Consider the following 16,285-nt stretch of genomic DNA (forward strand, 5'->3'; position numbering starts at 1 on the left):
CAACGGTGCGGGCAGCCCACACGCTCGGACGTCAAGCCTCGGGCGGGTTTATTGCGCCCCGGGAGTATCGACGAGCACTTCCTGCGCCGGGATGGTAGGCGCCGGTTCGGACTGCGGCAAGAGCGTCTGCACCGGCTGGGCCGCCTGCCCCGGGCCGGTCACCTCGGTCAGCACCGATTCACGGCGCTCGTCCTGCCGGGGGGCGTGGGCGGTTTCTGGAACCAGGCGCGCTTGAGCCCGCCCAGGGCCTTGACTTCATCGTCCACGTTGCGCGGGGGCCAGGCCACTTCGGCCGCCAGGCGCGGGCGCCCAATCGGATAAGCCGCCAGGCCCTGGCGCACGGCGTACAGGTCTTCCACGCTGGGGTACTGACCCAGCAGCCAATAGTCGAACACGCGCCGGGCAATGGGCGCGGCCTGCTCGGCCCCCCAGCCCGCGTTCTCCACCACCAGCGCGATGGCAATGCGCGGCTCGTCGGCGGGGGCAAACGCCATGTAGAGGGCATGGTCGCGCTGGTGTTCTTCCAGCTTGCGCGCGTCGTACTTGTCCTTCTGGCTGATCGTCACGGCCTGGGCGGTGCCGGTCTTGCCCGCGCTGAGGTACTTGGCGCCGACAAAGGAACGCGCCGAGGTGCCCTCCTGCGTCACGCCCACCAGCGCGCGCCGCACCGTCTCGAGGTTCTGCGGGTTGTAGCCCAGATCCTGCGGCGGTGTCTTGGCCGTCTCACGCATGCGCAGGGTTTGGGGGTCCTGCGTGCCGATGACCAGGTGCGGGCGCTGGCGCAATCCATCGTTGGCCAACGTGGCGGTGGCCGTGGCCAGCTGCAGCATGGTGAAGGTGTTGTAGCCCTGTCCGATGCCGAGGGAAATCGTTTCGCCAGCGAACCAGCGCTGCAGGTTGGACTGCTTGAAGGCCCGCCGCTTCCAGTCCTGGTTGGGCAACACCCCGCGGACCTCCCCCTGGATGTCGATGCCGGTGATTTGGCCGAAACCCAGCGGTTTCATGAAATCGTGGATGGCCTCGACGCCCAGATCGTTGGCCAGGGCGTAGTAGTAGACATTGCTGGACTTGACGATGCTGCGGTACATGTCCACCACACCCAGGCCGAAGTCGCCGTGGCTGCGGTAGGTGTGGCCGCCCAGCGTCCAGGAACCCGCGTCCACGATGGTCGTGCCCGGCTCGCGCTTGCCCAATTCCAGCGCGGCCAGGGCCATGAAAGGTTTGTAGGTGGAGCCAGGCGGGTAGATACCTCGCAGCGCCCGGTTGAGCAGGGGCTTCTCGATGGATTCGTTGAGCTCCTGCCAGGCTTCCTGATCCACGCCTTCCACGAAGATGTTGGGGTCGAAGGTGGGCTTGGAGACGAAGGCGAGGATTTCACCGTTGCGCGGGTCCATCGCCACCAGCGCGCCACGCCGGTCGCCGAACATCTGCTCCACCAAGTGCTGGAGCTTGATGTCGATGGACAGCAGCACGTTGTCGCCCGGCTTGTCGGGGTTGGTGGCCAAGGTGCGCATGATGACGCCACCCGCCGAGGTTTCGATGCGCTCGAAACCCGTCTGCCCGTGCAACTGCTTCTCGAAGCTCTGTTCCACACCCAGCTTGCCGATGTAGTCGGTGCCTCGGTAATTGGCCTCTTCCTCGGCGGGCCAGGCGTCGATGCGGCGTTTTTCGCTGCGGTTGATGCGGCCGATGTAGCCCACGACGTGGCTGCCCAGATCGCCCCAGGGGTAATTGCGCAGCAGGCGTGCGCGCAGCTCCACGCCCTTGAAGCGATAGCGCTGGACGGTGAAACGGGCTACTTCCTCGTCGGACAAGCGGATGCGGATGGGCAACGACTCCACACCGCGGCTTTCCTGCATCAGGCGACGGAAGCGCAGGCGGTCGCGCGGGGAGATGTCGACCAACTGTGCCAGCTCATCGATGGTCTTGGGCAGGTCGTCCACCTCGGACGGCGTGATTTCCAGGGTGTAGGCCGAGTAGTTGGTCGCCAGCGGGATGCCGTTACGGTCCAGGATCAGGCCGCGCGCGGGCGTCAGCGGCACGATGGTCGTGCGGTTCACCTCGGCCTGCGCTTGCAGTTCGGCGTGGCGGAAAATCTGCAAGTAAACCAGCCGCATCAGCAGCAGCAGGAAGCACACGGCGATCACCGCCGCCAGCATCAAGGCACGGTTGCGGAAGCGGTGCAGGTCCGCCTCGACATTGCGCAGTTCGGTCAGCGCCATGGCTCAGCCATTGATCCATGCCCGTTCATCACTGGGGCGACCCGGCGCAGCGACCAGTGCAGCGGTTGCGCATGGGGACCTCATATCGGCCGATTCACGTCCGGATTGGGCGTGCGGCGCTGTGGCAACAGCAGCAGCAAGGTGACGACGGGCCACAGCAGGGCTTCGATCACGGGCGCCAGCAGCAGAGACCAACCCGGAAACGGGCCCCCGAGCATCATGCGCACCGCCAGGGCAACGAGGTGCGCCGCCGCCAGGATGGGCAAGACCTGCAGGGTCTGCCCGGACACCGGGAACCAGAGGATGCGACGGTGGATGGCGATGGCGAAGAAACTCAGCACCGAATAGGCCAGTGCATGCTGGCCCAGCACGCTGCCCTGGTGCACATCCATCAGCAAGCCGAACAGGAAGGCCCCGGTCATGCCCACGCGGCGCGGCTGGTGCACGCCCCAGAAGACCAGCGTCACAGCCAGTACATCCGGCGCCCAGGGCGCGCGGCCCCAGAGCACGAAGTTGCCCAGCATGCCCAAGGCCAGGGCGCCGACGAGGCTGCCCCAGATGAAGGTCGGCTTGGCCGGGAGCAGCAGTTGTTGTTGGCTCGCGCGCAGCATCATCCGCCTCCTTTGCGTGGGTTACCTGGCTTGGCGGCGGGGGCGGGCCGCGGTGGCACCCGTCCGGCCAGCGACTCCAGCACCAGCACCTGGCTGGCGCCATCCACCCGAGCCTGCGGCTCACAGAAGATCTGGGCGAAAGCTGCCGCCGGGCGACGCTCGACCCGGCTGACGCGCGCCACCGGCAAGCCAGCGGGATAGATACCGTCGATGCCGCTGGTCACCAGCAGGTCGCCGGGTTGCACGTCGGCATCCACCGCCATGTAGCGCAACTCCAGCTGGCCGCCTTGCAGGTCGGGCTCACCGAACACCACAGCACGCACGCCGGTGCGAGTGTTGACGATGGGTGTGGCCTGCGCCGCGTCGATGACCAGCGTGACTTCCGCCAGCGTGGCGTGCACGCGCGTCACCTGGCCCAGCAGGCCGGAGTCATCGATCACCGGCGCCCCAGGGCTCACGCCATGCACCAGGCCACGGTCGATGACGACGCGGTGCACATAAGGGTCAGCGGCGTCATAAAGCACCTGCGCGGCCTGGCTGGCCGAGGACAGGCGCGAACGCAGGTCCAGCAGGCGGCGCAACTGTTCGTTCTCAAGCGCCAGTTGCTCATACCGCAGCACGCGCGGCGTCTGCTGACGCAACAACTCCTGGCTGTGCGCGGCCAGGTCACGCGCGTAGCGCAAATCCTGCGCGGCCTGGTAGAGGTTGCGGCTCAGCTGCACCGGTTGCTGCAGCGCCCATTGGAGGGGATAGACGATGGCGGAAATCACCGTGCGCATCGGGCCGGTAATCTCGAAGCGGGTGTCCGCCACCATCAGAAAGAGGGCCAGCGCGCCAGCCAGCAACAGCCGGGACAGGGCCGAGGCGCCTTGGCGAAAAAAGGGTGGCGGCGATCTGTCCAGCGTCCCGAGCGCCATATGCGTGTGCGGCCCCTTTCCCGCGAATCAATCGTGTCGGATCAGTGTCCGGCTTATTCGTTGGTGAAGATGGCGCCCAGGTGATCCATGCGCTCCAGCGCGATGCCGCAACCGCGCACCACGCAGGTCAGCGGGTCCTCGGCCACCAGTACGGGCAGGCCGGTTTCCTCGGACAGCAGGCGGTCCAGGTCGCGCAACAGCGCGCCCCCGCCGGTCAGCATCATGCCGCGGTCGGCGATGTCGGCGCCGAGTTCCGGCGGCGTCTGCTCCAGCGCGTTCTTGACGGCGGAGACCACGTTATTCAGCGGATCGGTCAGCGCTTCCAGGATTTCGTTGCTGGAGATCGTGAAGCTGCGCGGCACGCCTTCGGACAGGTTGCGGCCACGGACTTCCATCTCGCGCACCTCGCTGCCGGGGAAGGCGGAGCCGATGTCCTTCTTGATCAGTTCGGCGGTCGGCTCGCCGATCAGCATGCCGTAGTTGCGACGGATGTAGTTGATGATGGCTTCGTCGAACTTGTCGCCGCCCACGCGGACCGAGCCCTTGTAGACCATGCCGCCCAGGGAGATCACGCCGACTTCGGTCGTGCCGCCACCGATGTCGACCACCATGGAGCCGGAGGCCTCGGACACCGGCAGGCCCGCGCCGATGGCGGCGGCCATGGGTTCCTCGATCAGGTAGACCTCGGACGCGCCCGCGCCCAGGGCCGATTCGCGGATGGCCCGGCGTTCCACCTGGGTCGAGCCGCAGGGCACGCAGATGATGATGCGCGGGCTGGGCTTGAACATGCTGCGCGGGTGCACCATGCGGATGAACTGCTTGAGCATCTGCTCGGTGACGGTGAAGTCGGCGATCACGCCGTCCTTCATCGGGCGGATGGCCTCGATGTTGCCCGGAACCTTGCCCAGCATGGACTTGGCCTCGCGGCCGACAGCCTGGATGGCCTTCTTGCCCTGGGGACCGCCTTCGTGGCGAATCGCCACGACCGAGGGTTCGTTGAGCACCAGCCCTTTGTCGCGGGCGTAAATCAGCGTGTTGGCCGTGCCCAGATCAATCGCCAGGTCGGTCGAGAAATACTGGCGAAACGCTTCAAACATTGCTCTATCCTTTGGGTGCCGCGGGTGTCCTTGAAGGCGGGATAATACCCCATCCCCTGTGCGCGCCCAGGCTGCGCCAGGCCCGCCGGAACGCGGATGAGCCCAGGAATTACACCGCTTACACGTGGTTTCAAGCCCATGGTTCGCCCCCGTCAACCCCAGGCGGCATGCTTGGGCGCATGAGCGTTCCAGCGTCCGCCCGTCCTCCCACTGCCACCATACGGTTACGCCATGTCTCTGAATTCCGCCGACATCACGCGCATCGCCAGCCTGGCCAGGCTGGAACTGAGCCCCGCCGAGGGCGAACGCATGCGCGAGCGCATCAACGGTTTCTTCGCCATCGTCGAGCAGATGCGCGCGGTGGACACCCAGGGCGTGGAGCCGCTTGCCCACCCGACCATGGCCGCCGCCTACCAGGCCGCCGGTCGCCAGGCCGAGGCCGCTGAAGCCTCCCTGCGCCTGCGCGAGGACCACGCCAGCGAAGGCAACCAGCGCGAAGCCAACCAGCGCAGCGCACCGGCCGTGGAACGGGGGCTGTTCCTCGTTCCCAAGGTCATCGAGTGATGCCCCAGTTTCTCGAACACATCCAAGAACAAGACCGAGCATGAGCGAATTGCATGAACTCAGCGTGGCCCAACTGGCCGCGCAACTGCGCGCGAAACAAGTGTCCGCCGTCGAAACGGCGCGGCATTTTCTGAAACGCATCCACACGCACCAGAACCTGGCCGCTTTCCTCGCCCTGGATGAGGAGGCCACGCTGGCCCAGGCCCGCGCCGCCGACACGCGCCTCGCCGCGGGCGACAACGCGCCCTTGCTGGGCGTGCCGATCGCGCACAAGGACATCTTCGTGACCCGGGACTTCCCCAGCACCGCAGGCAGCCAGATGTTGGCCGGCTACCGCTCGCCCTTCGACGCGACCGTGGTCGCCCGACTGGGCCAGGGCGCGCCCGACCAGGGCCCTGGCGCTGGGGCTGTCACCCTGGGCAAGCTGAGCTGCGACGAATTCGCCATGGGCTCGTCCAACGAAGCCGTGGCCGTGCCGGCCGTCGGTTTCTCGACAGCGACCCCGGTGAAGAACCCCTGGGACCCGGCCCGCGTGCCCGGTGGTTCCTCCGGCGGCAGCGCCGCCGCCGTGGCCGCGCGCCTGGCGCCCGCGGCCACCGGCACCGACACGGGCGGCTCCATCCGCCAGCCGGCCAGCTTCTGCGGCGTCACCGGCATCAAGCCCACCTACGGCCGCGCCTCGCGCTACGGCATGATCGCCTACGCCTCCAGCCTGGACCAGGCCGGGCCCATGGCACGCTCCGCCGAGGACTGCGCCCTGCTGCTGTCGGCCCTGTGCGGGCCGGACCTGGACCGTGACTCCACCTCGCTCGACCTATCAGCCGAGGACTTCAGCCGCAGCCTGAACGACCAGCTCGATGGCTTGCGCATCGGTATTCCCAAGGAGTTCTTCGGCGCGGGCCTGGCCGCCGACGTGCGCGCGGCCATCGACAGCGCCCTGAAGGCATACGAAAAACTCGGCGCCAAGCTGGTCGAGATCTCGCTGCCCCGCACCGAACTCGCCATCCCCGTTTACTACATCATTGCCCCGGCCGAGGCCAGCTCCAACCTCTCGCGCTTCGACGGGGTGAAGTTCGGCCACCGCGCCAAGGATTACGCCGACCTGCTGGACATGTACAAGAAGAGCCGCAGCGAAGGCTTTGGCGAGGAAGTACAGCGCCGCATCATGATCGGCACTTATGTGCTCAGCCACGGCTACTACGACGCCTACTACCTGCAGGCGCAGAAGATCCGCCGCATGATCGCCGACGATTTCCAGAACGCCTTCCAACACTGCGACGTGATCGCCGGCCCCGCCGCCCCCAGCGTGGCCTGGCAGATCGGCGGCCATGGCGACGACCCGGTGGCCGACTACCTGGCCGACATCTACACCCTGCCCGCCTCGCTCGCCGGCCTGCCGGGCCTGAGCCTGCCCGTCGGTTTCGGCGAAGGCGGCTTGCCCGTGGGCCTTCAGCTGATCGGCAACTACCTGCAGGAAGCAAAGCTGCTCAACGCGGCGCACCGCTACCAGCAGGCCACCGATTTCCACCTTCGCACCCCCGCAGGTTTCTGACCATGAGCAGCAAGTTGATCCAAGGCTACGAAGTCGTCATCGGCTTCGAGACGCATGCCCAGCTTTCGACCGAGAGCAAGATTTTCAGCCGCGCCCCCACGGCCTTCGGCGCCGAGCCCAACACCCAGGCCAGCGCGGTGGACCTGGCCCTGCCCGGTACCCTGCCGGTGATGAACCGGGGCGCAGTCGAGCGCGCCATCCAGCTCGGCCTGGCCCTGGGCTCGCACGTCGCGCCGCGCAGCATCTTCGCGCGCAAGAACTACTTCTACCCCGACCTGCCCAAGGGCTACCAGATCAGCCAGTTCGAAATCCCGGTCGTGCAAGGCGGCGAGGTCTCGTTCTATCTGGGCGATGAGAAGAAGACCGTGCGCCTCGTTCGTGCGCACCTGGAAGAGGACGCCGGCAAGTCCCTCCATGAAGACTTCATCGGGCAAAGCGGCATCGACCTCAACCGCGCGGGCACGCCGCTGTTGGAGATCGTGACCGAGCCCGACATCCGCAGCAGCGACGAAGCCGTGGCCTACGCCAAGGAGCTGCACAAGATCGTCACCTGGATCGGCATCTGCGACGGCAACATGCAGGAAGGCTCCTTCCGCTGCGACGCCAACGTCTCGGTGCGCAAGCCTGGCGCGCCGCTGGGCACGCGCCGCGAGATCAAGAACCTGAACTCGTTCAAGTTCATGCAGCAGGCCATCGACTACGAGATCCGCTGGCAGATCGAGCAGATCGAGGATGGCCACGCCATCCAGCAAGCCACGGTGCTCTTCGACCCCGACACGGGCGAGACCCGGGCCATGCGCACCAAGGAAGACGCCGCCGATTACCGCTACTTCCCGGACCCGGACCTGCCACCGTTGGTGATCGCGCCCGAGTGGATCGAGCGCGTGAAGGCGCAGATGCCGGAGCTGCCGCGTGCCATGGCCGCGCGTTTCGTCGCGGACTACGGAGTGCCCGAGTACGACGCGACCACCTTGACGCAGAGCAAGGCCATGGCGGCCTATTTCGAAGAGACCGCGCGCCTGTGCAAGCAAGCCAAGCTGGCCAGCAACTGGATCATGGGCGAAGTCTCGCGCCGATTGAACAGTGAAGAGATCGCCATCGAAACAGCACCGGTTCAGCCTGCGCAACTGGCCGCGCTGATCGGCCGCATCGCCGACGGCACCATCAGCAACAACGCGGGCCGGCAGGTGTTCGAAGCGCTCTGGAACAAGGAAGGCGGCGACGTTGACGCCCTCATCGAAGCCAAAGGCCTCAAGCAGATGAACGACTCCGGCGCGCTGGAAAAGATCATCGACGAGGTGATCGCCACCAACCCCGACAACGTCGCCCAGTTCAAAGCCGGCAAGGACAAGGCCTTCAACGCCTTGGTGGGCCAGGCCATGAAGGCCAGCAAGGGCAAGGCAAATCCGCAGCAGGTCAACGACCTGCTGAAGAAGAAGCTGGCCGGGTAAACCGAGGCTGGCTTTCCGATCCTTCTCGCGCCGAGGTACAACCCATGCACACCCACGATCTTTCCAAATGGCGGCACGCGCATGTGTTCAGCGCGAACAGCGCCTCGGCGGAGCGCGGCACCCAGGCCGTGATGTGGATCACCCTGGCCATGATGGCCGTCGAGATCGGCGCGGGCTGGTGGTCCAACTCCATGGCCTTGCTGGCGGACGGCTGGCACATGAGCTCGCACGCCCTGGCACTGGGCCTGAGCGCCCTGGCCTACGCCGCGGCACGGCGCTACGCCAGTGACCGCCGCTTTGCCTTCGGCACCTGGAAAATCGAGGTGCTGGCCGCTTACACCAGCGCATTGCTGCTGGTCTGCGTGGCGGCCCTCATGGTGGCGGGCTCCATCGACCGCCTGTGGTCACCCAGGCCCATCCTCTACCAGGAGGCCATCCCGATCGCCGTGATCGGCCTGCTGGTGAACCTGCTGTGCGCGTGGATACTCCACCGCGCCGGCCACACGCACCACGATCATGGCGGGCACACCCACGGGCACAGCCATCACGCCCATGACGAACAGCACCCGCAACACCACGACCTGAACCTGAAGTCGGCCTACCTGCACGTGGTGGCCGACGCCGCCACCTCCGTGCTGGCGATCGCGGCGCTGATTGGCGGCCAAATGCACGGCTGGGCCTGGCTGGACCCGGTCATGGGCCTGGTGGGCGCGCTCTTGATCGTGCTCTGGGCGCGCAAGCTGATCGCCGACACCGGCAAGGTGCTGCTGGACTGCGAGATGGACCACGGCGTGGTTGCCGAAATCCGCGAGGCCATCACGGCCGATTTCAAGGAAGGCCACACCCAGCTGACCGACCTGCATGTCTGGCGCGTCGGCAAGGACGCCTACGCCGTGGCGCTGGCCCTGGTCACGCACGACCGGGCACTGACGCCGGAACGCGTGAAGACGGCCCTCGCGATCCACGAGGAAATCGCGCACGTCACCGTGGAAATCAACCTCTGCGCTTGAACGACCTTGCCGGCGCGCAGGCTGGCATCTGCGTGAATCTACCGCGCCAGAAGGGTTTGCCAGAAGGGCTTACAAGCCCAGATCACTCAGACCGGGATGGTCGTCCGGCCGGCGCCCCAGGGGCCAGTGGAACTTGCGCTCCTCGGGCTTGATGGGCAGGTCGTTGATGCTGGCGAAGCGTCGCTGCATATAACCCTGCGGGTTGAACTCCCAGTTCTCATTGCCGTAGGAGCGGTACCACTGGCCGGAGTCGTCGTGCCATTCGTAGGCGAAGCGTACCGCGATGCGGTGCTCGCTGACGGCCCAGAGTTCCTTGATCAGGCGGTAGTCCAGCTCACGCGCCCACTTGCGCTGCAGGAAGGCGCGCACCTGCTCGCGTCCGACCGGGAATTCGGCGCGGTTGCGCCAGCGCGTGTCCTCGGTGTAGACCTGCGCCACGCGATCCGGGTCGCGTGAATTCCAGGCGTCCTCGGCCATGCGAACTTTCTGCGCGGCCGTTTCGGGCGTGAAGGGAGGCAGGGGCGGTTTCGGGTCCATGGACTTGCTCCTCGTGTCGGGATGGTGGGATTCGGGGCGACGCAGCCAGCGCGGCATCATGTAGACAGGCCTGTCTACCTGCCCAGTCTATCGGAAGCAGACAGGTCTGTCTACAATCGCGCCATGCCCACCGCTGTTCCCGGAATCGCCGCCCAGGCCGAGCTCGACACGGCCGCCCTGCCCGCCCGCGAACGCATCCTGCGCAAGGCGCACGATCTGTTCTACCGGGAAGGCATTCGCGCGACCGGCATCGACCGGGTGATTTCCGAATCCGGCGTGAGCAAGGTGACCCTCTACCGCCACTTCCCGAGCAAGAACGAGCTGGTCCTGGCTTTTCTGGACGACCGGCACCGGCGCTGGATGGCCTGGTTCCGCCCCGCGCTGGCCCGCCACGGCGGGCGGCTGGAAAGCCTGCCGGCGGTGCTGGCCGAATGGTTCCGCTCCCCGGTCTACCGGGGCTGCGCCTTCATCAACAGCGTGGGCGAGCTGGGCGACACCCAGCCCCAGGTGCGCGAGATCGCGCGGCGCCACAAGCAGGACATGTGCGATGCCATCGCCGAACTGCTGCCGCCCTCGCGCCACCGCAAGCTGGATGCGCAGGCCATCGCGCTGGCGGTGGACGGCGCCATCGTCCGCGCGCAGGCGGACCCGACGCCCGAAGCGGCCCTGCGTGCGCTGACCCGCTTGCTGCGCGGATGGTCCCAGGGCGCCGAGGCGGAGACTGCGGCGTCCTGAGGCCCGTCGGCCTCAGTAGGTTTTGTAGGGCAGGAACTTGCCCGACAGCACCACGTTGACACGGTCACCCTTGGGGTCGGCCTCGCGCGTGATGTCCATCTTGAAGTCGATGGCGCTCATGATGCCGTCGCCGAACTCCTCGTGGATCAGCTCCTTGATCGTGGTGCCATAGACGTTGACGATCTCGTACCAGCGGTAGATCAGCGGGTCCGTCGGCACGGCGGTATCGAGCGACCCCTTGTAGGGCACGACCTGCAGCCATTTCTGTTCTTCCTCGCTCAAGCCGAAGATGGCGCCAACGGTCTTGGCCTGCGCGGCGTCGAAAGTCATCTGGCCCAGGCAGCCGGCCGTGACCCATTCCTTGCTGAGACCGACCTTGGCGGCCACGTCTTCCCATTTGAGACCTTTGGACACCTTGGTGGTGATGATTTTTTCGGTGACGTCGTTGCGGTTCATGGAAATGCTCCTTTGAGGTTCAAGAGTTCAAGCGTGGCCGCCTCAGGCGTGCGCGCGCGACACGAGGAAATCAACGATGTGGTTGCGCAGCGCGTAATAGCCGTCGAGGTGGTGCAACTCGGCGCGCTTGCGTTCGCGCGACAGCGGATTGACCACCACCTCGGCGATGCCGCCCGGCTGGTAGCGGCCGTCGCGCTCGCCGCCGTTGCGCATCAGCAGGATGCGGTCAGCCAGCAGGATGGCCTCGTCCACGTCGTGGGTGATCATGAAGACGGTCTGTTGCGTCTGCCGAACGATGGCCATCAGCTCGTCCTGGATGGCACCCCGGGTCAGCGCGTCCAGCGCGCCGAAGGGTTCGTCCAGCAGCAGCATCTTGGGCGCGATCGAGAAGGCACGCGCGATGCCCACGCGTTGCTTCATGCCACCTGACAACTCACTGGGTTTGCGGTCGATGGCCGGACTCAGACCAACCATCTCGACATAACGCTCCACATGGGCGCGCAGTTCGACGGCCTTCATCTCCGGCCAGCGCGAGCGCACGGCAAAGGCGATGTTCTGGCGCACGCTCAGCCAGGGCATCAAGGCGTGGCCCTGGAACACCACGCCCCGCTCCAGGCTCGGGCCGGAGACCTCGCGCCCGTCCATGAAGACGTGACCGGCACTCGCCTGGTCCAGCCCCGCCAGCACATTGAGGATGGTGGTCTTGCCGCAGCCCGAGTGACCGATGATGCAGACGAACTCGCCCTTGTCCAGCATGAAGGACACATCGGCGAAGACGGGCCGTTCAGGCACATAGGCCTTGGCCAGGCCTTCGATTTGCAGGAATCCGTTCACGCCGCTTCACTCCACATAGGTCACGGCCTTCTGCAAACGGGCGTACAGCAGATCGAGCAACATGCCGACCACACCGATCACGGTGATCGCGAAGATCACATTGGAGAGTGAGAGGTTGTTCCACTCGTTCCACACGAAATAACCGATGCCCGTGCCGCCGACCAGCATCTCCGCCGCCACGATGACCAGCCAGGCAATGCTCATGCTGATGCGCATGCCGGTGACGATGGTGGGCGCCGCCGCCGGCAGGATCACCAGGAAAGCCTTGCGCAAGGGGCCGACTTCCAGCGTGGCCGCGACGTTGAGCCAATCACGCCGGACCGAGGCCACGCCGAAGGCGGTGTTGATCAGCATGGGCCAGATCGAACAGATGAAGATCACGAAGATGCCGCTGGCCGAGGAATCCTTGATGGTGTAGAGCGCCAGCGGCATCCAGGCCAGCGGACTGATGGGCTTGAGCACCTGGATATAGGGATCGAACGCGCGCCGCAGCAGCGGCGACATGCCGATCACGAACCCCAGCGGCACCGCGACCAGACAGGCCAGCAGGAAGCCCAGCCCCACGCGGCCGAGTGAATGCGCAAGCTGGATCGCGATGCCCTTGTCATTGGGGCCGTTGTCGTAGAAAGGATCGCTCAGGTGCTTCCAGGCCGTGCGGGCAAACTCGGCCGGCGCGGGAAAGCCGCCCTGCTTGGCCGAGGCGCCGGGGTCTTTGCCCAGCATCTTGAGGTACTCGATTTCCTCGGCCGTGAGGTTGACCGCGGCGCCGCTTTGCGCCACAGGCAGCTTGGCCAGATGCCAGATCGCCAGCAGCAGCAAGAACAGCAACAAGGAAACCAGGGCCGCGCGCAGTCCCAAGGACGGTCCCGCGCGACTGCGCCAGATGCTTGTCATGTGCACTCAGGCCGCCTTGCGGATCTTGAAGCTCTTGGCGTAGTCGGCGGCCTGGGCCGGGTCGAATTCGCGCCCCATGACCTTGAACTTGGGGTAGGCGCCGGCTGGCACCGGTTGGCCCAGCGCCGCCATCTGCTTCTTCGCGTCGGTGAGCAGAAAGACTTTTTCGGCGATCTGCTTGTAGTTCACGTCGCCCTGCAGATAGCCCCAGCGTTGCATCTGCGTGAGCATCCACACCGCCATGCTCTGCCAGGGCATGGGGTCGAAGTCGGCGCGGTTGGGCACGTTCTGCACCTTGCCCAGGCCATCGGCGAACTTGCCGGTCAGCACCTGCTGCAGCACGATCTCGGGCTGGTTCAGGTACTGCGCAGGCGCGATGGTCTTGGCGATCAGTTCGCGGTTCTCGGCCTTGCGCGCCATGGCCGCCGAAGTCAGCACGGCACGGTACAGGGCGGCGAAGGTGTTGGGGTTCTGCTGGATGAATTCCGCGCTGGTGCCAAAGGCGCAGCAGGGGTGACCGTCCCACAGCTCCTTGGTCAGCAGGTGGATGAAGCCGATTTCCTCGTACACCGCGCGCTGGTTGAAGGGGTCGGGGCCGAGATAGCCATCGATGTTGCCCGCGCGCAGATTGGCCACCATCTCCGGCGGCGGCACGACGCGGATCTGGATGTCGGTGTCGGGATTCAGGCCATGCTCCGCGACGTAATAACGCAGCAGGAAGTTGTGCATGGAGTAGTCGAAGGGCACCGCGAACTTGAAGCCCTTCCAGTCCTTCGGGTCACGCTTGTCCTTGTGCTTGTTCGCCAGCGTGATGGCTTGGCCATTGGTGTTCTGGATCGTGGCCACCTGCATGGGCGCAGCGGTCGAGCCCAGACCCAGGCTCATGGCCAGCGGCATGGGACTCAGGAAGTGCGTGGCGTCGTACTCCTTGTTGAGCATCTTGTCGCGGATCAGCGCCCAACCCGCCGTCTTGACCACTTCCACGTTCAGGCCTTGCTGGCTGTAGAAGCCCATGGGGTGGGCCATGATGAGCGGCGTGGCGCAGGTGATCGGGATGAAGCCGATCTTCAAGTCCTTCTTCTCCAGCGCGCCTTTGTCCTGGGCCATGGCCTGCAGGGCCGAGACGGGCAGCACCGAGGCGATAGCCGCGCGCGCGGTATTGGCGCCCACGGCCTTGAGGAAACGGCGGCGCACGCTGTCGACCGGAAAGATCGCCTTGATCAGGCTGGCCTCGACGAAGTCATGCGACAAGGTTTCGGCCTCAGTCGACAAAGAGGTGCTCCGCATGGCGGCAGCCGCTTTGCCGTGGTCGGCCGGCGCATGGTCCTGGCCGCAAGAACAGCGCAGCATCAGCGGCCGGTCGGCGTCGTAGGGAGCATAAGTCTGGGAAGCGGACTCAGGCGATTCAGGCAGTCGGGACATGGCGCACCTCTTTCAAGAAAAGATGCTGTCCTTACGCAAGTCGTGCGCCAGTCGCCCGACCTGCGCGCCTGGTCGGACGCTTAGTCGCAAAGTCGCCGATGATTTCTCGCCGCCTTGTAGGGTTGGCCCTACAAATTTCGTGAGGTGGTATCGCGCTCGGCGTAGAGCGCCAGTTCCACATCGTTCTTGGTGCCGGTCTTCTCCAGGATACGTGCCCGGTAGGTGCTGACCGTGTTGGGCGCGAGGCCGAGTTGCGCACCAATCTCGCTCACGCTGCGCCCCTGGATGAGCAGGCGAAAGACCTGGTGCTCGCGATGGGACAGCGTCTCCGCGCCACCCCGCCCCGCCACCGCGCCGGCCAGGGCCTCCGCCGCGGCGGGCGTGACGAAGACACCGCCGGCCGCGGCCTTGCGCACGGCAGCCAGCATGACATCCGGATCGGCGCTCTTGTTCAGATAGCCGGCCGCGCCCAGCTTGATGCAGCGCGCGGCGTACTGCCGCTCCGGGTAGGTGCTGAGCATGAGCGCAGGCAGGCGTGGGTGCGCGGCGCGCAACTGCTGCAGCACGTCCAGCCCGTCGCGGTCTGGCAGGGCAATGTCGAGCAGCACCAGGTCCAGATGCTCGTGCAGGGCTTGCACCTGTTCCAACACCTCCGGGCCGGTGGCGGCCTCGGCCACCACCCGCAGGTCCGGGTCGTCGGACAGGATCTGCTTCAAGCCCTCGCGCACGATGCGGTGGTCGTCGCCGATCAGGATGCGCAGGGGCTCGCTCATGGGGTCACCGGCATCAACAGCGCAAACGTCGTGCCACGGCCGGGCAGACTGAGGATGGACATCTGTCCGCCGAAATGCCGCGCGCGCTCGCGCATGCCCATCACCCCATAGGCCGTGGCGGCCTCGAAGGCCTCGGGTGCGGCACCCCGCCCGTCGTCACGCACGCTCAGGTGCAACTGGCGCGCATCGGCCTCGATGCGGATGGCGACGGCGCGGGCCTGGGCATGGCGACCCACATTGCTCAGCATCTCCTGGAAGATGCGGAACACCGCCATCGCCGCCGGCTCGGGCAACTCCACGCCCGCCTGCACGTCCATGTGCCAGCCCAGTTCCAGCTCGGCCGATTGCACGAATTCCTGCGCCTGCCATTCCAGCGCGGCCCACAGGCCCTGATGGTCCAGGATGCTGGGGCGCAGGTCGGTGATGATGCGCCCGACGTTCTCCACGGCGTTCTCGATCAGGCGACTCATGTTGTGGCACTTGCAGCGCAGACGCTCGCGCTGGGCGCCGGCCTCCTCGGGTGCCGGAGCTTCACCCAGGCGCTTGGCCACCCAGTTCACGTCCATCTTGAGCGCGACCAACAGGCTGCCCAGCTCGTCGTGGACTTCGCGCGCGATGCGGGTGCGCTCGTCCTCGCGCGCCGAATCCAGCCAGGCCGAGAGCTTGCGCATCTGCGACAGCGCGTCCGACAGTTCGCGCGTGCGCTCCTCGACACGCAGCTCCAGTTCCTCCTTGGCGCGGCGCAGGGTGTCGGCCGCTTGCTTGCGCGGCGTGATGTCCACGATGGTCGCCATGGCGCCCAGCACCATGCCGTTGTCGACCACCGGGTGCGAGGTGTACTCGGCAGGGAAGCTCGTGCCGTCGCGCCGCCAGAGCACTTCGTTGTCGATGCGGCAGGACTGGCCCTGGCGAAAGGCATTGAAGATCGGGCAGTCGCGCTCGGGATAAGGCTGGCCATCCTGGCGTGTGTGGTGGATCAGCTCGTGCATGTTGCGGCCGATCACCTCGACCGGCTCGTAGCCCAGCATGCGCGCACCCGCCGCGTTGATGAAGATGCAGCGCCCCGCGAGGTTGACGCCGAACATGCCCTCGCCCGTCGATTCGAGCAGCAGGGCCAGGCGGTCGCGCCACAGCGGATGGGCCAGGGACTGGCCTTCGTGCAGCGCGGGGGGTTCAAGCCGGGAGGACATGGCGGTGTTGGCAGGGTCTC

Annotated in this window: 16 protein-coding genes; 5 read left to right on the forward strand and 11 right to left on the reverse strand. The window is 66.3% G+C overall.

The window, feature by feature from the left end; genetic code table 11:
- Positions 1 to 167: 167 nt before the first annotated feature.
- The 4 genes from mrdA to DW355_RS02860 all read right to left on the reverse strand — a co-directional run bounded on the left by mrdA (position 168) and on the right by DW355_RS02860 (position 4,847).
- Positions 168 to 2,222, reverse strand: a complete 2,055-nt coding sequence (gene mrdA / locus DW355_RS02845; RefSeq protein WP_131277858.1) for a penicillin-binding protein 2 — start codon at positions 2,220 to 2,222, stop codon at positions 168 to 170.
- Positions 2,223 to 2,302: 80 nt separating this feature from the next.
- Entirely contained in the window at positions 2,303 to 2,836 is a 534-nt protein-coding gene (gene mreD / locus DW355_RS02850) for a rod shape-determining protein MreD (RefSeq protein WP_165493108.1), read from the reverse strand.
- Positions 2,833 to 3,750 carry a rod shape-determining protein MreC gene (mreC, locus tag DW355_RS02855; protein WP_131277860.1) on the reverse strand — a complete coding sequence of 306 codons (918 nt, stop codon included), beginning with the start codon at positions 3,748 to 3,750 and terminating at the stop codon, positions 2,833 to 2,835. Before mreC ends, mreD begins: the two co-directional genes overlap by 4 nt.
- Before the next feature lie 53 nt (positions 3,751 to 3,803).
- Positions 3,804 to 4,847, reverse strand: a complete 1,044-nt coding sequence (locus DW355_RS02860) for a rod shape-determining protein (protein WP_131277861.1) — start codon at positions 4,845 to 4,847, stop codon at positions 3,804 to 3,806.
- 231 nt (positions 4,848 to 5,078) lie between these two features.
- Here DW355_RS02860 and gatC point away from each other — a divergent pair, with 231 nt between their 5' ends.
- The 4 genes from gatC to dmeF are packed head-to-tail and all read left to right on the forward strand — an operon-like array spanning position 5,079 to position 9,424.
- Positions 5,079 to 5,411 carry an Asp-tRNA(Asn)/Glu-tRNA(Gln) amidotransferase subunit GatC gene (gatC, locus tag DW355_RS02865; protein ID WP_131277862.1) on the forward strand — a complete coding sequence of 111 codons (333 nt, stop codon included), beginning with the start codon at positions 5,079 to 5,081 and terminating at the stop codon, positions 5,409 to 5,411.
- A 40-nt stretch (positions 5,412 to 5,451) separates the two neighbouring features.
- Positions 5,452 to 6,963, forward strand: a complete 1,512-nt coding sequence (gatA, locus tag DW355_RS02870) for an Asp-tRNA(Asn)/Glu-tRNA(Gln) amidotransferase subunit GatA (protein ID WP_131277863.1) — start codon at positions 5,452 to 5,454, stop codon at positions 6,961 to 6,963.
- A 2-nt stretch (positions 6,964 to 6,965) separates the two neighbouring features.
- Positions 6,966 to 8,414, forward strand: a complete 1,449-nt coding sequence (gatB, locus tag DW355_RS02875) for an Asp-tRNA(Asn)/Glu-tRNA(Gln) amidotransferase subunit GatB (RefSeq protein ID WP_131277864.1) — start codon at positions 6,966 to 6,968, stop codon at positions 8,412 to 8,414.
- 44 nt (positions 8,415 to 8,458) lie between these two features.
- Positions 8,459 to 9,424, forward strand: a complete 966-nt coding sequence (gene dmeF, locus DW355_RS02880; protein WP_131277865.1) for a CDF family Co(II)/Ni(II) efflux transporter DmeF — start codon at positions 8,459 to 8,461, stop codon at positions 9,422 to 9,424.
- A 69-nt stretch (positions 9,425 to 9,493) separates the two neighbouring features.
- On the opposite strand, the gene DW355_RS02885 is transcribed toward dmeF, so the two are convergent.
- Positions 9,494 to 9,961, reverse strand: a complete 468-nt coding sequence (locus DW355_RS02885) for a DUF1348 family protein (RefSeq protein WP_131277866.1) — start codon at positions 9,959 to 9,961, stop codon at positions 9,494 to 9,496.
- Positions 9,962 to 10,084: 123 nt separating this feature from the next.
- On the opposite strand from DW355_RS02885, the gene DW355_RS02890 reads away from it, so the two are divergent.
- Entirely contained in the window at positions 10,085 to 10,696 is a 612-nt protein-coding gene (locus DW355_RS02890) for a TetR/AcrR family transcriptional regulator (protein ID WP_131277867.1), read from the forward strand.
- Between the two features lie 12 nt (positions 10,697 to 10,708).
- Here DW355_RS02890 and cynS read toward each other — a convergent pair whose 3' ends face one another.
- From cynS to DW355_RS02920, 6 genes are all read right to left on the reverse strand, one after another.
- On the reverse strand, positions 10,709 to 11,152 hold the full coding sequence (gene cynS / locus DW355_RS02895) for a cyanase (protein ID WP_131277868.1): 444 nt from the start codon (positions 11,150 to 11,152) through the stop codon (positions 10,709 to 10,711).
- A 42-nt stretch (positions 11,153 to 11,194) separates the two neighbouring features.
- The gene (locus DW355_RS02900; protein ID WP_131277869.1) at positions 11,195 to 11,986 is read right to left on the reverse strand and encodes an ABC transporter ATP-binding protein; all 792 of its coding nucleotides are present in this window, start codon (positions 11,984 to 11,986) and stop codon (positions 11,195 to 11,197) included.
- Between the two features lie 6 nt (positions 11,987 to 11,992).
- Positions 11,993 to 12,880, reverse strand: a complete 888-nt coding sequence (gene ntrB, locus DW355_RS02905; RefSeq protein WP_131277870.1) for a nitrate ABC transporter permease — start codon at positions 12,878 to 12,880, stop codon at positions 11,993 to 11,995.
- Between the two features lie 6 nt (positions 12,881 to 12,886).
- Positions 12,887 to 14,302, reverse strand: a complete 1,416-nt coding sequence (locus DW355_RS02910; protein WP_131277871.1) for a CmpA/NrtA family ABC transporter substrate-binding protein — start codon at positions 14,300 to 14,302, stop codon at positions 12,887 to 12,889.
- A 128-nt stretch (positions 14,303 to 14,430) separates the two neighbouring features.
- Entirely contained in the window at positions 14,431 to 15,075 is a 645-nt protein-coding gene (locus DW355_RS02915; protein ID WP_131277872.1) for a response regulator transcription factor, read from the reverse strand.
- Entirely contained in the window at positions 15,072 to 16,265 is a 1,194-nt protein-coding gene (locus DW355_RS02920; RefSeq protein WP_131277873.1) for a sensor histidine kinase, read from the reverse strand. Before DW355_RS02920 ends, DW355_RS02915 begins: the two co-directional genes overlap by 4 nt.
- Between the last annotated feature and the right edge of the window lie 20 nt (positions 16,266 to 16,285).

It is taken from the genome of Hylemonella gracilis (genome assembly GCF_004328645.1).
Lineage (GTDB): Bacteria > Pseudomonadota > Gammaproteobacteria > Burkholderiales > Burkholderiaceae_C > Hylemonella > Hylemonella gracilis_B.

What these genes read in the sequence shown, in the direction of transcription:
- mrdA (WP_131277858.1), bottom strand. Translation starts at nt 2,222, where the DNA reads ATGGCGCTGACCGAACTGCGCAATGTCGAGGCGGACCTGCACCGCTTC.
- mreD (WP_165493108.1), bottom strand. Translation starts at nt 2,836, where the DNA reads ATGATGCTGCGCGCGAGCCAACAACAACTGCTGCTCCCGGCCAAGCCG.
- mreC (WP_131277860.1), bottom strand. Translation starts at nt 3,750, where the DNA reads ATGGCGCTCGGGACGCTGGACAGATCGCCGCCACCCTTTTTTCGCCAA.
- DW355_RS02860 (WP_131277861.1), bottom strand. Translation starts at nt 4,847, where the DNA reads ATGTTTGAAGCGTTTCGCCAGTATTTCTCGACCGACCTGGCGATTGAT.
- gatC (WP_131277862.1), top strand. Translation starts at nt 5,079, where the DNA reads ATGTCTCTGAATTCCGCCGACATCACGCGCATCGCCAGCCTGGCCAGG.
- gatA (WP_131277863.1), top strand. Translation starts at nt 5,452, where the DNA reads ATGAGCGAATTGCATGAACTCAGCGTGGCCCAACTGGCCGCGCAACTG.
- gatB (WP_131277864.1), top strand. Translation starts at nt 6,966, where the DNA reads ATGAGCAGCAAGTTGATCCAAGGCTACGAAGTCGTCATCGGCTTCGAG.
- dmeF (WP_131277865.1), top strand. Translation starts at nt 8,459, where the DNA reads ATGCACACCCACGATCTTTCCAAATGGCGGCACGCGCATGTGTTCAGC.
- DW355_RS02885 (WP_131277866.1), bottom strand. Translation starts at nt 9,961, where the DNA reads ATGGACCCGAAACCGCCCCTGCCTCCCTTCACGCCCGAAACGGCCGCG.
- DW355_RS02890 (WP_131277867.1), top strand. Translation starts at nt 10,085, where the DNA reads ATGCCCACCGCTGTTCCCGGAATCGCCGCCCAGGCCGAGCTCGACACG.
- cynS (WP_131277868.1), bottom strand. Translation starts at nt 11,152, where the DNA reads ATGAACCGCAACGACGTCACCGAAAAAATCATCACCACCAAGGTGTCC.
- ntrB (WP_131277870.1), bottom strand. Translation starts at nt 12,880, where the DNA reads ATGACAAGCATCTGGCGCAGTCGCGCGGGACCGTCCTTGGGACTGCGC.
- DW355_RS02910 (WP_131277871.1), bottom strand. Translation starts at nt 14,302, where the DNA reads ATGTCCCGACTGCCTGAATCGCCTGAGTCCGCTTCCCAGACTTATGCT.
- DW355_RS02915 (WP_131277872.1), bottom strand. Translation starts at nt 15,075, where the DNA reads ATGAGCGAGCCCCTGCGCATCCTGATCGGCGACGACCACCGCATCGTG.
- DW355_RS02920 (WP_131277873.1), bottom strand. Translation starts at nt 16,265, where the DNA reads ATGTCCTCCCGGCTTGAACCCCCCGCGCTGCACGAAGGCCAGTCCCTG.